This window comes from Arthrobacter sp. A2-55 (assembly GCF_025548615.1).
Classification (GTDB): domain Bacteria; phylum Actinomycetota; class Actinomycetes; order Actinomycetales; family Micrococcaceae; genus Specibacter; species Specibacter silviterrae.
The window spans coordinates 73,012-87,291 of the sequence record NZ_JAJLOZ010000005.1 but is presented as its reverse complement, the minus strand read 5'-3'; the positions used below and the strand labels follow the sequence as shown (position 1 = coordinate 87,291).

At 64.4% G+C, this 14,280-nt stretch carries 17 protein-coding genes; all 17 read right to left on the bottom strand.

What is annotated here, in order from left to right:
• Positions 1-177 precede the first annotated feature (177 nt).
• The 17 genes from rpsI to secY all read right to left on the bottom strand — a co-directional run bounded on the left by rpsI (position 178) and on the right by secY (position 14,127).
• A complete protein-coding gene (gene rpsI / locus LPN03_RS02910; RefSeq protein WP_165183239.1) occupies positions 178-693 on the bottom strand; it encodes a 30S ribosomal protein S9 in 516 nt (171 codons plus the stop codon).
• A 37-nt stretch (positions 694-730) separates the two neighbouring features.
• Positions 731-1,174 (bottom strand): 50S ribosomal protein L13, encoded by a 444-nt coding sequence (gene rplM / locus LPN03_RS02905; protein ID WP_165183240.1) that lies wholly within the window; start codon positions 1,172-1,174, stop codon positions 731-733.
• 259 nt (positions 1,175-1,433) lie between these two features.
• Positions 1,434-2,351, bottom strand: coding sequence for a tRNA pseudouridine synthase A (locus LPN03_RS02900; protein ID WP_165183241.1), 918 nt, complete (start codon positions 2,349-2,351; stop codon positions 1,434-1,436).
• A 32-nt stretch (positions 2,352-2,383) separates the two neighbouring features.
• Entirely contained in the window at positions 2,384-3,082 is a 699-nt protein-coding gene (gene rplQ / locus LPN03_RS02895; RefSeq protein WP_165183242.1) for a 50S ribosomal protein L17, read from the bottom strand.
• An 85-nt stretch (positions 3,083-3,167) separates the two neighbouring features.
• Positions 3,168-4,178, bottom strand: coding sequence for a DNA-directed RNA polymerase subunit alpha (locus LPN03_RS02890; RefSeq protein ID WP_165183243.1), 1,011 nt, complete (start codon positions 4,176-4,178; stop codon positions 3,168-3,170).
• A 155-nt stretch (positions 4,179-4,333) separates the two neighbouring features.
• A complete protein-coding gene (gene rpsK / locus LPN03_RS02885) occupies positions 4,334-4,735 on the bottom strand; it encodes a 30S ribosomal protein S11 (RefSeq protein ID WP_054012279.1) in 402 nt (133 codons plus the stop codon).
• 105 nt (positions 4,736-4,840) lie between these two features.
• On the bottom strand, positions 4,841-5,218 hold the full coding sequence (gene rpsM / locus LPN03_RS02880) for a 30S ribosomal protein S13 (protein WP_054012280.1): 378 nt from the start codon (positions 5,216-5,218) through the stop codon (positions 4,841-4,843).
• Between the two features lie 192 nt (positions 5,219-5,410).
• On the bottom strand, positions 5,411-5,524 hold the full coding sequence (gene rpmJ / locus LPN03_RS02875; protein ID WP_011775570.1) for a 50S ribosomal protein L36: 114 nt from the start codon (positions 5,522-5,524) through the stop codon (positions 5,411-5,413).
• A gap of 29 nt (positions 5,525-5,553) precedes the next feature.
• Positions 5,554-5,775 (bottom strand): translation initiation factor IF-1, encoded by a 222-nt coding sequence (infA, locus tag LPN03_RS02870; protein WP_009358723.1) that lies wholly within the window; start codon positions 5,773-5,775, stop codon positions 5,554-5,556.
• 233 nt (positions 5,776-6,008) lie between these two features.
• A complete protein-coding gene (locus tag LPN03_RS02865; protein WP_262453058.1) occupies positions 6,009-7,001 on the bottom strand; it encodes a P1 family peptidase in 993 nt (330 codons plus the stop codon).
• 60 nt (positions 7,002-7,061) lie between these two features.
• Positions 7,062-8,420 carry an ABC transporter substrate-binding protein gene (locus LPN03_RS02860; RefSeq protein ID WP_262453057.1) on the bottom strand — a complete coding sequence of 453 codons (1,359 nt, stop codon included), beginning with the start codon at positions 8,418-8,420 and terminating at the stop codon, positions 7,062-7,064.
• Positions 8,421-8,472: 52 nt separating this feature from the next.
• Positions 8,473-9,294, bottom strand: coding sequence for a carbohydrate ABC transporter permease (locus LPN03_RS02855; RefSeq protein WP_262453083.1), 822 nt, complete (start codon positions 9,292-9,294; stop codon positions 8,473-8,475).
• A gap of 116 nt (positions 9,295-9,410) precedes the next feature.
• Positions 9,411-10,331, bottom strand: a complete 921-nt coding sequence (locus LPN03_RS02850; RefSeq protein WP_262453082.1) for a carbohydrate ABC transporter permease — start codon at positions 10,329-10,331, stop codon at positions 9,411-9,413.
• Positions 10,332-10,350: 19 nt separating this feature from the next.
• Entirely contained in the window at positions 10,351-11,082 is a 732-nt protein-coding gene (locus LPN03_RS02845) for a glycerophosphodiester phosphodiesterase (RefSeq protein ID WP_262453056.1), read from the bottom strand.
• Positions 11,083-11,299: 217 nt separating this feature from the next.
• Entirely contained in the window at positions 11,300-12,136 is an 837-nt protein-coding gene (gene map / locus LPN03_RS02840) for a type I methionyl aminopeptidase (protein ID WP_262453055.1), read from the bottom strand.
• A 99-nt stretch (positions 12,137-12,235) separates the two neighbouring features.
• Positions 12,236-12,796: an adenylate kinase gene (locus LPN03_RS02835; protein ID WP_262453081.1), complete on the bottom strand. Its 561-nt coding sequence runs from the start codon at positions 12,794-12,796 to the stop codon at positions 12,236-12,238.
• 5 nt (positions 12,797-12,801) lie between these two features.
• The gene (gene secY / locus LPN03_RS02830) at positions 12,802-14,127 is read right to left on the bottom strand and encodes a preprotein translocase subunit SecY (RefSeq protein WP_165183250.1); all 1,326 of its coding nucleotides are present in this window, start codon (positions 14,125-14,127) and stop codon (positions 12,802-12,804) included.
• Between the last annotated feature and the right edge of the window lie 153 nt (positions 14,128-14,280).

Here is a 14,280-nt window from a genome sequence, read left to right as displayed (position 1 = left end):
GCCCAGGGGCGTCCAGGGCGCGGGGGGTGGTTACGCAAAAGTCCCCGGTTCGCGTTGCGAACCGGGGACTTTTGGTGGGCGTCCAACGCCAGCGCGGATGGAGCCAAGCGCTGGAAACCGCGCAGGGGACCCAAAAGGCCGGTCGCGGGGCGACCGGCCTTTTGGGAGCGCGAGTTTCTAGCGCTTGGAGTACTGCGATGCCTTGCGGGCCTTCTTGAGGCCTGCCTTCTTGCGCTCGATGACGCGGGCGTCACGGGTCAGGAAGCCGGCCTTCTTGAGGGTGGCGCGGTTGTTGTCAATGTCGATCTCGTTCAGTGAACGGGCCACGCCCAGGCGCAGTGCACCGGCCTGGCCGGACGGGCCACCGCCGTGGATGCGGGCGATGACGTCGTAGGCACCGTCGAGGTCGAGGATGCGGAACGGGTCGTTGACTTCCTGCTGGTGCAGCTTGTTCGGGAAGTAATCGGCCAGCTCGCGGCCGTTCACGACCCACTTGCCGGTGCCGGGGATCACGCGCACGCGGGCAATGGCCTGCTTGCGGCGTCCAACGGCTGCGCCGGAGACCGTCAGGGCCGGGCGTTCCTTCTTGGGGGCTGCGTCGGCGGCGGGTGCGCTTTCGCTGGTGTAGCTGGTCAAAACTTCTTCCTCGGCCACAACGGCCTCGGTGTTCAGCTCTTCAGTGTTCTGAGCCACGATTCTCCTTGATAAATATTTGGGTTGGTGGCCAGGACTACTGGGCGACCTGGGTAATTTCGAACGTCTGGGGCTGCTGGGCGGCGTGCGGGTGCTCGGCACCGCGGTAGACCTTCAGCTTGGAAATCTGGGCGTTGCCCAGCTTGGTCTTCGGGAGCATGCCGGCGACGGCCTTCTCCACGGCGCGGACCGGGTTGGATTCCAGCAGTTCTGCATAGTTCACGCTTGAGAGGCCGCCCGGGAAGCCGGAGTGGCGGTAGGCGCGCTTCTGCTCGAGCTTGGCGCCGGTCAGGGCCACCTTCTCGGCGTTGATGATGATGACGAAATCGCCCATGTCCATGTGGGGAGCGAAGGTCGGCTTGTGCTTTCCACGCAGCAGTGTTGCGGTCTGGCTGGCAAGACGGCCCAAGACAACGTCGTTGGCATCAATGATGTGCCACTGACGGTTGATATCGCCGGGCTTCGGGGTATACGTACGCACGGTTTTTGCCTTCGTTTCTTGTTCTTAGGTGGTGTCACAGATGGTTGACACCTGCTATCTATGCGTTTACCGGAACAGAGGTGAGGGCTCTAACACCAGTTATCCATCCACCACTCGATGACGCCCATTGAGTTGGCAGTCCTGCAACCGGACCTTCAAGGGCGTGTGGTATCGAGATGGGACACGCACAACGACTACCAACAATAGCGTTAAAGTGCCCCGCTGGTCAAAGCGGACGAACGCCGGTCGCGGCCAAGGCTCAGCAGCCCTTGTCCGCGGCTTCCGGAACCGACCTGCGTGCCCGCGTCAGCTCGGCCCGTTCCAACATGAGGGAGTCGTCCGGGTAGTGGACTTCCTCCAGAATCAGGGGATGCGGGGCCGCCAAAACAGACTTTGCATCCCTGATTCCGGCCACCAGCCGCTGGTGCATCCATCCCGGGTGCTCGCGGCCGTCGCCCACCCTCATGGCGGCCCCGGCCAGGGCGCGGACCATGTTGTGGCAAAAGGCGTCCGCCTGGACGTTGACATTAATCACACCGTCCGGTCCGCGTTCAAAGTCAAGCCGCTGCAGGGTGCGGACCGTGGTGGATCCTTCGCGCGGCTTGGCGAATGCCCGGAAGTCCGCCAGGCCCAGCAGCGGCCGGGCAGCCTGGTTCATCAAGGCCTCGTCCAGCTCATGGTTGTGCCACAGTGTGACAGCGCGCTGGAGGGGGTCCCGGCGCACGGAGGCGTCAGCAATCCTGTAGCTGTACCGGCGCCAGAGGGCGGAGAACCTCGCGTCAAAGCCGTCCGGGGCCTTGCTCGCGGCCGCAACCTCCACGGTCCCGTGCAGCGCCCCCAGCACCCGGCCCAGCGCCCCGTTGAGGCGACGGCGCAACGAAACAGCAGGGTCGACGTCGTGCCCCCGCCGCAACCCTTCCCACTCCCCGGGCGTGACGTCCAAGTGGGCGACCTGCCCGCGGGCATGCACGCCGGCATCCGTCCGTCCGGCCACGGTGAGGCGGACGGGCCGGCGGAGGAGCAGTGCCAGCGACTCCTCGAGCACGCCCTGGACGGTGAGGCGTCCCGGCTGGACAGCCCACCCGCTGAACGGGCCGCCGTCGTAGGCGATGTCCAGGCGGACGCGCAAAAACCCGCCGCCCCCAGGAGTGGGGACAGCGGGTTCTTGTTCGTTCATGGCCACAAGTCTACCGTGGCGTTGGAGCGTGATTACTCAGCTTCAACAGCCTGGGCAGCTTCGCCGCCGGCCGGGGCGAAGCCGGCAGCTTCAGCGGACTCGGCCGTGTCAAACCAAACTTCGGCAACCGTGGCGTCGTACCAGCGCGAGCCGGGAACGTGGAACTTCATGGAGTCCTCGTTGCCCTTGACCTCGAAGCCCTCGGGGGCTTCGTTGTCGGCGGTGGCGGGGCGTGAGCCGGCGTACTTGGCCTCGGCGGCCTCCTCGACGGCGGTTTCCTCGGCAGCAGCTTCCTCAACCGGAGCTTCTTCAACCGGGGCAGCCTTAGCAGCAGCTGCGGTGGCTTCCTTCACAACGGCCTGCTTGGGGCTGACGGGCTCCAGCACCAGTTCGATGACGGCCATGGGGGCGTTGTCGCCCTTGCGGTTGCCGATCTTGGTGATGCGGGTGTAGCCGCCGTCGCGGTTCTCGACAGCCTTGGCGATGTCGGTGAACAGCTCATGGACAATGCCCTTGTCGCTGATCAGGCCGAGCACGCGGCGGCGTGAGGCGAGGTCCCCGCGCTTGGCGAAGGTGACCAGTCGCTCTGCGTAGGGGCTCAGGCGCTTGGCCTTGGTCAGGGTGGTGGTGATCCGCTTGTGCTCGAACAGTGAAGCGGACAGGTTCGCGAGCATCAGGCGCTGGTGAGCCGCTCCGCCGCCGAGGCGGGGACCCTTTGTGGGGGTAGGCATGGTGTTTCTCCTCAAGTGTCGGTCGCAGGGCGGCTACGCCGGCAATGGCGCGGCCGCCCTGGCAACCAAAGTTGGTTGTTCGTCTTTAGACTTCGTCGTCGCCGTAGGCGTCGTCGTTTTCGTCGATGGCAGCGGCACGGGCGGCCAGGTCAAATCCTGGAGGGGAATCCTTCAGGGAGAGGCCCAGTTCAACCAGCTTTGCCTTGACCTCGTCAATGGACTTCGCACCAAAGTTGCGGATGTCCATCAGGTCAGCCTCGGAGCGAGCAACGAGTTCACCCACGGAGTGGATGCCCTCACGCTTGAGGCAGTTATAGGAGCGGACGGTCAGGTCCAGGTCCTCGATCGGCAGGGCCATGTCGGCGGCGAGGGCGGCGTCCGTCGGGGACGGGCCGATCTCGATGCCTTCGGCGGCCGTGTTCAGCTCGCGGGCCAGGCCGAAGAGCTCAACCAGCGTGGTTCCTGCAGAGGCGATGGCATCCCGCGGGGAGATGGCCTGCTTCGTCTCCACATCAACAATGAGCTTGTCGAAGTCGGTGCGCTGCTCAACACGGGTGGCCTCCACGCGGAAGGTCACCTTCAGGACGGGAGAGTAGATGGAGTCAACCGGGATGCGGCCGATCTCTGAATCCGCGCTCTTGTTCTGGGCTGCCGAAACGTAGCCGCGGCCGCGCTCAATGGTCAGTTCGAGCTCGAACTTGCCCTTCGAGTTCAGCGTGGCAATGTGCATGTCGGGGTTGTGGAATTCCACCCCGGCCGGCGGGGCAATGTCTGCAGCCGTGACGGTGCCGGGGCCCTGCTTGCGCAGGTAGGCAACGACGGGCTCGTCATGCTCCGAGGACACGGAAAGGCCCTTGATGTTCAGGATGATCTCGGTGACATCTTCCTTGACACCGGGAACCGTGGTGAACTCATGCAGGACGCCATCGAGGCGGATGCTGGTGACAGCAGCGCCGGGAATGGAGGACAGCAGGGTCCGGCGGAGGGAGTTTCCCAGGGTGTAACCGAAGCCGGGTTCCAACGGTTCGATGACGAACCGGGACCGGTTTTCGGAAACTACTTCTTCAGATAGGGTGGGGCGCTGTGCAATGAGCACTGGGGTTTCCTTTCAGCGAGCATCCGCTATATGACGCAACACAGGTAGTGGAAATGGCGGCTGACGACTTAACGGCGGCGAAGTTGGCCCTCCCCCGCACCCTCCGGTTTGAGCGGAAGGGGGGGAAAGGCCAACTTGGCGCCGCCAATATGCCGTTAGACGCGACGGCGCTTGGGCGGACGGCAGCCGTTGTGGGCGCTGGGGGTGACATCCTGAATGGAGCCAACCTCGAGACCAGCAGCCTGCAGCGAACGGATTGCCGTTTCGCGGCCCGAGCCCGGACCCTTTACAAACACGTCAACCTTGCGCAGGCCGTGCTCCTGGGCGCGCTTGGCAGCTGCCTCGGCAGCCATCTGTGCAGCGTACGGAGTTGACTTGCGCGAGCCCTTGAAGCCAACCTCGCCGGCCGAGGCCCACGAGATGACTGCACCGTTGGGATCCGTGATGGAAACGATGGTGTTGTTAAAAGTGCTCTTGATGTGGGCTTGGCCCAGCGCAATATTCTTTTTATCCTTGCGACGCGGCTTACGAACCGCTCCACGAGTCTTTGGGGGCATTTTATTCTCCTACGAAAGTTTTATTTGGGCGGCGGGCGCTGGGGCCCACGCTTGCCAGGTTCCTGAAAAAATTGCGAAGCAATTTTCCAGGCCGGCAAGTGGGGACTAGCGGCCGGCCTTCTTCTTGCCTGCGACGGTGCGCTTCGGGCCCTTGCGGGTGCGAGCGTTGGTCTTCGTGCGCTGGCCGTGCACAGGCATTCCGCGACGGTGGCGGATACCCTGGTAGCTGCCGATTTCAACCTTGCGGCGAATGTCGGCGGCCACCTCGCGGCGAAGGTCACCCTCAACCTTGTAGTTGCCTTCGATGTTGTCACGCAGCTGAACGAGTTCAGCGTCGGTCAAGTCCTTGACGCGGACGTCCGGGGAGATTCCCGTGTCAGCAAGAACTTTTTTTGCACGGGTCTTGCCCACGCCGTAGATGTATGTAAGCGCTACTTCCAACCGCTTTTCGCGGGGAAGGTCTACGCCAGCGAGACGTGCCATATCTGGCTGCTCCTTTGGTAAACCGGAGGTCGTAGACAGTACACCCGCATTTTCTTCCAATGCGGCCCCGGCCTCCGACCGGGGGTCCGTTGGCCGGTTGCGGATTGCTCCGCCTTCGTCCAACTTGTGCTGCCTTATTTATTTACTTACGTGAGCGGCTGCCCGGGTCCTGCCTCAAGAAATTGAGGAGGATTAGCCCTGGCGCTGCTTGTGGCGCGGGTTCTCGCAGATCACCATGACGCGCCCGTTACGGCGAATCACCTTGCACTTGTCGCAGATCTGCTTGACGCTCGGCTTGACCTTCATGGCATTCCTTTGCGTGATTGCAGTTGTGGTTACTTGTAGCGGTAGACGATACGACCACGGGTGAGGTCGTAAGGGCTCAGCTCCACCACAACCCGGTCCTCAGGGAGGATACGAATGTAGTGCTGGCGCATTTTTCCTGAGATATGGGCAAGAACGATGTGCTTGTTCGTCAGCTCAACACGAAACATCGCATTGGGCAGCGCTTCAGTCACAACGCCCTCGATCTCAATGACCCCGTCTTTCTTGGCCATATCCTCCGCTAACTTTGTTGCGCCGGCGCCGCCTGGCCCAGACCGGGCCCAACACCGCCAGCATTGGATTTACTACTCATGGTTTGTTTGCCTGCTGCCGCTGAGCCGGGATTTGGCGCACAGCCATTCCCTGCTGCGGACCCCGCGCGAGGGCGGGCACAGACAACCAACAACCCACTCTACGGCAAAGCGCCAAATAAGTTAAATTGGGCAATGGTGGAACAGCTGTGACTTTAAGCGCCCTGAAGTGGGAACGGCAGCCATTCACCGGCCGGTGTTTTCACAGCTTCCGCACTCGCCACGCCGTCGAGGATGGCCAGGCGCACGGCCTCGGCTGCGGCACTTTGCAGCTCAACCATGGCGGCAACGGGCAGCTGCGGGTCGCGGACCAGCTCGAGCTCGCACGTGGCAAGGGCAAATACCGTGTCGCCGTCGACCAGGGTGTGGACGGGGTTCAGCGCCCTAGCCATTCCCGCGTGGGCGGCTGTCGCTGTCCTGTGGGCTTCCGCCACGGTCAGGACGGCGTTGCTCGCCACCACCACCAGCGTGGTGTTCAGGCCCGGCCCGGCGGGCGGAGCCTGCATCCCGGGCTGCCACGGCAGCCCCGCCGCGTTCACCACTGCCAGGGCGCCCACCACGACACCGCTGTTGTCCCCCGCGAGCCGCACCGATGCGGTCCCCAGCCCGCCCTTGAACGTCCCGCCGCCAATGGCCGCACCCGTGCCGGCACCCACGTTGCCACGCACGACGGCGGCAGCCACGTTGCCACGCACGACGGCGGCAGCCCGGGCCGGGCGGGCTGCGTCCAGTGCCGCTTCGTACCCCATGGCGTCGCCCGGCCGGGCGGCAAAGTCGCCGCCGCGGCCCAGGTCAAAGATTGCAGCGGCGGGGACGATGGGCACCACCCCGCCCGGCACGGCAAAGCCGAGCCCGTTTTGTTCGCACCAACGCTGGACGCCGCCGGCGGCAGCGAGCCCGTAGGCGCTGCCGCCCGTCAGCACCACCGCATCCACGGTGGGGACCAGGGTGGTGGGGTCAAGCGCGTCGGTTTCGTGGGTTCCCGGACCGCCGCCGCGCACATCGACCGAGCCGATGGTGCCCGGCGGCGGCAGGACCACGGTTACGCCCGACAGCCAGCCGCCGTCGAGCCTTTGCGCGTTCCCGACCCGGATGCCGGGGACATCGGTGATGGCCCCCGTCCCCGCCGTTGCGTTCCCGTTCGCCATGCCGTACCCCCTGGTGTCCTGCCGCCGCCCTCTTTCCCCCGATTATCCTCCCCGTCCGCGTCAGGCCTTGAGCTTGGGCTTGACCGTCTTTGTGTAGATGCCATCCAGCTTGTCCTGGAGCGCCGTCAGGGTGGCCTTGACATCCGCCTTCTGGTTCATGATCTTCGCCGCGGTGTCCGCCATTTCCTGGTCCGCTCCGGGCAGGAACACGCGGCCGTAATCCTGGCTGCGCGTCACCTTCAGCTGGTCCAGGGCCACCTGGATCTGCGGGGTGGTGGCCAGCACGGCAGCCATGTCGGCGTCCGTGCGGACCGGCATGTAGCCCGTTGCTGCCGAGAACTTCGCTGTGCTTTGGGCATTGGTCATGAAGGAGACGAACTTTGCGGAGGCCAGCTGGCGCTCCGGGGAGGTCTTCGAGGCAATGACCAGCCCGGCCCCGCCGGTGGGGCACACCGGCGATGCGGAGACGGGGCCGCCGGGCAGGAAGCCCACGCCAATGTTCATGTTGGCCGCCTTGGCCGCCTTGAGCGTGCCCACCAGGTCGCCCGTGGAGCTGACGGTGGCGCTTACAGCCCCGGCAGTCATGTCGGAGACGGCGTCCTTGGAGGAGACGCCGGCCCAACCGTCCTTCACAATGGTGTCCTGGACCCACTGCATGGCCTTGACGGATTCCGCCGAGTTTGCCGTCAGGGTCCACTCCTTGGACCAGCCGCCGCCCTGGCCCCACAGCACGTTTTGCAGCGTCCAGCCGGCATATCCGGCCAGCGCCGGGTACTGGTAGGCGTGCTGGTAGCCCGGCTTCTTGGCGTTCGCAGCCTGGATCTTGGGCGCCCACTGTGAAAATTCGTCCCACGTCTTGGGTGCCCGGTCCGGCAAGCCGGCGGCCTTGAAGTGGTCCTTGTTGTAGTAGAACAGCGGGGTGGAGCGGGCGTACGGCACAGCCCAGTGCTTGGAGGCATAGCTGTAGTCGCCAAACAGGGTGGCGTTGAAGTCGCCGGTGGCATCCCCCACAGCCTTCAACAACGCGTCATTGGCCACCACGGTGTCCGCGATGGCGTACCGGAACCACCAGACGTCGGAGGCAACAACCACGTCCGGGACGTTGTTGCCGGCCTGGGCGGTTTGGAACTTCTGGGCGACTTCCTCGTAGTTGGCGCCGCCTGTGACCAGGTCAACGGTGATGCCGGGGTTGGCGGCCTGAAACTCCTTGATGAGCTGGGCCTCAATGTCAGCGGACTTGCCGGGGTGGCTGGACATGAACGTGATCTTGGCGGCCGGCTTGACCTTGGACCAGTCGGTGGTGGCCGCCGTGGCGCCGGCACCGGAGGTGCTGGGGCCGCCACAGGCCGCCAGGGTGGCTGCACCGAGGCCGAGTGCGGCCACGGAGAGGAAATTTCTGCGGTTCAGTGATGATGACATGATGGGTTTCTCTTTCTTCAGGGAGCTTCAGTGGAGAGGAAATCGGATGGGGCTAGCCGGTGACGGAGCCCTGGGTCAGGCCGGCAACGATGAAGCGCTGCAGGGCGGCAAAAACAACAAGGATGGGGATGATGACGATGACGGCGCCCGCCATGAGCACGCCCCAGGCCTGCGAGGTCGAGTCGCTGTTGGCCAGCAGTGTCAGGCCCACGGGCAGGGTCATCATCTCCGGCCTGTCGGTGACGATGAGGGGCCAAATGTAGTCATTCCACTCCCCCACGATGGTCACCAGCGCCACGGTGGCGATGCTGGGGCCGGAGATTGGCACCGCCACCTGCCAGAGCCGCCGGAAGTGCCCGGCGCCGTCAACTTCCGCCGCCTCCAGGATGGACGCCGGCAGGGTCAGGAAGTGCTGGCGCAGCAGGAACGTGCCAAATGCCGTCCCCAGGCCCGGCAGGATGATGCCCCAGTAGGTGTTCAGCCCGTCCAGCCCGGCAATGAAAATGTAGTTGGGCAGCACGGAAACCTGCGGTGGGACCATCAGTGCCACCAGGATGGCCAGGAAGATCGCCTTCTTGAAGGGAAAATTCACAAACACCAGGGCGTAGGCCGTCAGCACCGCCAGCACGCACTTGATGGTGGAGCCAATGACGGTGACCACCACGCTGTTGAGGAAGAACCGGGCAAAGGGCACCGTGGTGGCCGCCTGCGCATAGTTGTCCAGGGTGGGGCTGTGCGGCAGCACACTCAGGCTGGTCGTAATGATTTCGCCCGGGGCCTTCAGGGAGGAAAGCACCATCCAGCCCAGCGGGGCCACCACCACCAGCGTGGCCAGCAGCAAGGGCAGGTAACCCGTGGCGGCGGTGCGGGCCAGGTTTCGCCAGGAGAGGGGCCGGTGCCGGGAATCGCCCTGGCTGCCCGACGGCGGAGCCCCGCCAGCAGGGTCGAACCGTGTGGCGCGTTCATCAAAGGATTCAGCTGTTTGGGTGCTCACGCGTAGTGGACCTTTCGTTCAACAAAGCGCAGCTGCAATCCGGTCATGACCAGCAGCAGGACAAACAGCACCACCGAGATGGCCGCCGAATACCCGGCCCGGTTGTAGGCGCCGAAGGCCTGCAGGTAGGACTCGAAGATCAGCGTGCCCGTCCCGTTGCCGGTGGGCGTCATGATCTTGATGATGTCGAAGGCCTGCAGCGAGCTGAGCAGGGTGGTGATCAGCAGAAAGAACGTGGTCGGGGACAGCAGCGGGAAGGAGATGAACCAAAAGCGGCGCAGGGCCCCCGCCCCGTCCAGGGCGGCAGCCTCCAGGACATCCCGGGGCATCGACTGGAGCCCCGCCAGGTACACGACAGCGCAGTAGCCCAGGTTTTTCCACACGTACACGATGATGACCATGGCGAGCGCCAGGTTGGGGTTGTTGATCCACTGCGGGCTGGCCAGCCCCACGCCGCGCAGCATCCACGCGAGCGCCCCATAGACCGGGTCGAAGATAAACAGCCACACCATGCCGACGCCCACCCCGGACAGCACGTAGGGGGCAAAGACGGCCGACCGTGCAATGGTCCGCCCCGGCACCTTCTGGTTCAGCGCCACGGCCACCAGCAGGCCCAACACCATGGACCCGCCCACTGTCGCCGCCGTGAAGATGGCGGTGGCGCCGAGCACGGCCGGGGCGTCGCCCGAGGTGAAGAATTCAATGTAGTTCCCCAGGCCCACCACGGTGGCGTCCATGGAACCCAGGGTCCAATCCAGCGTGGAGTAGTACATGTTCACAAACAGCGGCCGGTAGGTGAAGAAGGCAATCAACACCAGGTTGGGCAGCGCCAGGGCCAGGAACACCCACGCATCACGGCGTGCCCGTGGCGTCCAGCGCTTGTTTGCCGCCTTTGGGCGCGGGCTGCCCTTCACCACGGCGGCCGCCGCGGCCCGGCTACTTGTTAGCTGCACCGGCCAGCCCTGCCTTCGACACGGCGTTGCGGATCAGCTCGGGATCATCGACACAGAGCGAGTCCACTCCCAGCAGCACCAACTCCCGGGCCCGGTCCTCGTCGTTCACGGTCCAGGCCCAGACCTCCAACCCGCGGGAATGAATCATGTCCACCATGTCCTGGTCCAGGGCGGCCTCCCAAACGGACACGCCGGAGCTGCCGTGCAGGACCGCGAAATCCAGTGCCTCCGCCACGGCGCCGGGCGCCTCAGGGCCGGCAAAGTGGCCCAGGGTGAGCGGGTAGCAGTCGCTGCCCGGGGCCTGCTGCTTCATCGCGGCCAGTGCCTGCCAGTCGCTGGAGGAGGCAAACCAGTCAAGTTCGGGGTGGCGGCCCACGGCCTCCAGGACGGGCCCGGCGGCGGCCGCGTCCTTGATCTCAATATTCACCCGCACCTTGCCGGCCGCCACCTCAAGCACCTGGGCGAGCGTGGGCACATGCTGGCGGTGGCCGGCGTCGAGCAGGTTCAGCTGCCGTGCCGTAAAGTCTGCAATCACGCCGATGCCGTTGGTGGTGCGGTCAACCGTTTCGTCATGAATGACGACGGCGACCCCGTCGGCCGAGAGGTGGACGTCCAGTTCAATGCCGTCAAGCCCGAGCTCCACGGCGCGGGCGAAGGCCGCCAGCGTGTTTTCTGGATAGTGTGCTGAGACCCCGCGGTGGGCATAAATGCGCATGTGGCTGCACTCCTTTTGCTGGTGGGGCAGGCCGGTCCGCACGCCCTGTGGGCGGGTCCGCTGCCGTGTCAACCACCAAGTTATGCAGTCATTCCGCATCCCGGATGGCGCAAAGGTGGACGCCGGGGAAACGCGGCTTAAACACTTGTGCCCCACCCGGCCACGAAGTGGCGGGAGGGGGCACAAAGGCAAAAAGTGCCGTGGCGTAGGGGCCGGATCAGCCCACCGGCGCCGGGGTGACGCCGTAGCGTGCAAGCCGCTCCGCACCGCCGTCGGCCGCGGTGAGCACCCAGATGCCCTTGGCATGCAGGGCCACGGAATGCTCCCAATGGGCAGCCCGCGCCTTGTCCAGGGTCACCACAGTCCAGTCGTCGGCCAGGGTCTTGGTCTCCAGCTTCCCGCGGACCAGCATGGGTTCCAGGGCCAGGCACATGCCCGGCTTCAGCTTCGGTCCGCGGTGCCGGGCCCGGTAATTGAGCACGTCCGGGGCCATGTGCATGGCCGATCCGATGCCGTGCCCCACATAGTCCTCCAGGATGCCCAGCGCCTGGCCTGGCTGCGAGGTGACATAGTCGTCGATGGCGTTGCCGATGTCGCCCACGTACTTGCCGGAGGCCATGGCGGCAATTCCGCACCACATGCCTTCCTCCGTGATGTCGCTGAGGCGGCGGTCCTGGGGGTCCTCGGCATCCGGTCCGCCCACAATGGTGGTGCGGGCGGAGTCGGAATGCCAGCCCTCCACGATGGCCCCGCCGTCAATGGACAGCACGTCCCCGGCCTGCAGTGCGCGCGCCCCGGGGATCCCGTGGACCACTTCTTCGTTGACCGAGGTGCAGATCGACGCCGGGTAGTCGTAGTAGCCCAGGAAATTGGAGGTGGCGCCAGCCCGCTTGATCAGTGAGGCAAACAGGGCGTCCAACTCCCCGGTGGTCACACCGGGGGCCGCGGCGGCCACTGTCTGGTTGAGCGCGTCGTCAAGGATGAGCCCGCTGCGATGCATGGTGCGCATCTGGTCGATGGTCTTGTACTCAATCCTTTGCTGGCCCATGGCCATGGCGGATCCCTTCGCTGGAAACGTTCCAGGGCTCCTCCCCACACTGCGGGAAGGAGCCCTGGCAATTAAGATGGCACCAACAGTGCGTGCCGGGTGGTGCTAAACGTTCTTGATTGCATCCATGATGCGGGCGGTGACATCGTCCATGTCGCCCAGCCCGTCCACCTTGGCGAGGATGCCGCGCTCCGCATAGCGGGCAACCACAACTTCGGTCTGTTCACGGTACAGGTCCAGGCGGTGGCGGATGACGGATTCGTTGTCATCGCTGCGTCCCGTTTCACGGGCCCGTCCCAGAAGGCGCTTGACGAGTTCCTCGTCGTCCGCCGTCAGCTGCACGACCACATTGAGCTGGACTCCGGCCGTGGCCAGAATGTTGTCCAGTTCGTCCACCTGGGCGGTGGTGCGGGGGTAGCCGTCAAGCAGGAATCCCTCCGCCACATCGTCCTGGGCAAGCCGGTCACGGACCATCCGGTTGGTGACGCTGTCAGGGACGAAGTCACCGTTGTCGATGAACTTCTTGGCTTCCACGCCCAGGGGTGTTTCACCCTTGACGTTGGCCCGGAAGATGTCACCGGTGGAGATGGCCACAATGCCCAGCTCCAAACAGATCCGCTCCGCCTGCGTACCTTTTCCAGACCCGGGAGGCCCAATGATCAGCATTCTTGTCATCGCAATAACCCTTCGTAGTGCCGTTGTTGTAGCTGCGCGTCGATCTGCTTGACCGTCTCCAACCCGACGCCGACCACAATCAGCAAGGACGTCCCGCCGAACGGGAAGTTCTGGTTTGCCCCGACCATGACCAGTGCGATGAGGGGAATCAGGGCGACGATGCCCAGGTAGAGGGCTCCCGGCAGCGTGACGCGCGAAATGATGTACTGCAGGTAATCCTGGGTGGGCTTGCCGGCACGGATGCCGGGGATGAACCCACCGTACTTCTTCATGTTGTCAGAGACTTCTTCAGGATCGAAAGTGATTGCGACATAGAAGTACGTAAAGCCAACAGTCAGCAGGAAGTACATGAGCATGTAGATGGGGTGGTCGCCACGCGTGAGGTAGTTGTTGATCCACTCAATCCACGCAGGAATGTTCGTACTGTTCTTGGGTGTAGCGAACTGCGCCAGCAGGGCCGGCAGGTACAGCATCGAGGAGGCGAAAATGACGGGGATGACGCCGGCCATGTTCACCTTGATGGGAATGTAGGTGCTGGTCCCTCCCATGGTGCGCCGTCCGATCATGCGCTTGGCGTACTGGACCGGCACCCTGCGTTGGGACTGCTCCACGAATACGACAAGTCCCATGACCACCAGGCCGAGGACCATCACGATCAAGAACGTGCCCACACCCTGGGTCTTCAAGATGGCGCCGAGGGAAGTCGGGAACTGGGCGGCGATGGCCACGAAGATCAGCAGCGACATGCCGTTGCCCACGCCCTGCTCGGTGACGAGCTCGCCCATCCACATGATCAGGCCGGAGCCGGCCGTCAGGGTGACTATCAGCAGGCTGATGGTGATCAGGTTGTCATGCGGAATCAATGCTCCGGACGTTCCTGCTGCACCACAGCCGGCAAACAGTTGTCCGGACCGGGCCAGCGTCACCAGGGTGGTGGCGTTCAGCAGGCCCAGGGCAATGGTGAGGTAACGCGTGTACTGCGTCAGCTGGCCCTGTCCCTGTGCGCCTTCAAGGTGCAGTTCCTGGAAGCGGGGAATGACCACGCGCAGGAGCTGGACGATGATGCTGGCAGTGATGTAGGGCATGATTCCCAGTGCGAAGATGGAAACCTGCAGCAGGGCGCCGCCACTAAACAAGTTGACAAGCTGGTAGATCCCCTGGCTTGTGTTAGCCGAGTTCACGCACTGCTGGACATTGCGGTAGTCGATTCCGGGCGAGGGGATGAATGCACCCAAGCGGAAGATGGCGAGGATTCCCAGCGTGAACAACAACTTGCGTCGCAGATCAGGCGTGCGAAAGGCGCGGCCAAATGCGGTAAGCAAGCGTCCTCCTGATATGTAGTAAGTAGGTGGGTTCTCAAGTGAAACCCAAGGATTGATTCTAGTGGGTGATCTGGCTCGCACTGAAACCGCGGCCGGCAACACGGAAACCGGGCGCCGCGGGGCCAGTTACGCAAAAGACTCCTGGCGGGCGGA

Coding starts and splice junctions, on each gene's coding strand:
- LPN03_RS02860 (WP_262453057.1), bottom strand. CDS start 8,420: ATGTCATCATCACTGAACCGCAGAAATTTCCTCTCCGTGGCCGCACTC.
- rpsK (WP_054012279.1), bottom strand. CDS start 4,735: ATGCCCCCAAAGACTCGTGGAGCGGTTCGTAAGCCGCGTCGCAAGGAT.
- LPN03_RS02900 (WP_165183241.1), bottom strand. CDS start 2,351: ATGAACGAACAAGAACCCGCTGTCCCCACTCCTGGGGGCGGCGGGTTT.
- LPN03_RS02835 (WP_262453081.1), bottom strand. CDS start 12,796: ATGCTGATCATTGGGCCTCCCGGGTCTGGAAAAGGTACGCAGGCGGAG.
- rpmJ (WP_011775570.1), bottom strand. CDS start 5,524: ATGAAGGTCAAGCCGAGCGTCAAGCAGATCTGCGACAAGTGCAAGGTG.
- infA (WP_009358723.1), bottom strand. CDS start 5,775: ATGGCCAAGAAAGACGGGGTCATTGAGATCGAGGGCGTTGTGACTGAA.
- rpsM (WP_054012280.1), bottom strand. CDS start 5,218: ATGGCACGTCTCGCTGGCGTAGACCTTCCCCGCGAAAAGCGGTTGGAA.
- rplQ (WP_165183242.1), bottom strand. CDS start 3,082: ATGCCTACCCCCACAAAGGGTCCCCGCCTCGGCGGCGGAGCGGCTCAC.
- map (WP_262453055.1), bottom strand. CDS start 12,136: ATGGCCATGGGCCAGCAAAGGATTGAGTACAAGACCATCGACCAGATG.
- LPN03_RS02845 (WP_262453056.1), bottom strand. CDS start 11,082: ATGCGCATTTATGCCCACCGCGGGGTCTCAGCACACTATCCAGAAAAC.
- LPN03_RS02865 (WP_262453058.1), bottom strand. CDS start 7,001: ATGGCGAACGGGAACGCAACGGCGGGGACGGGGGCCATCACCGATGTC.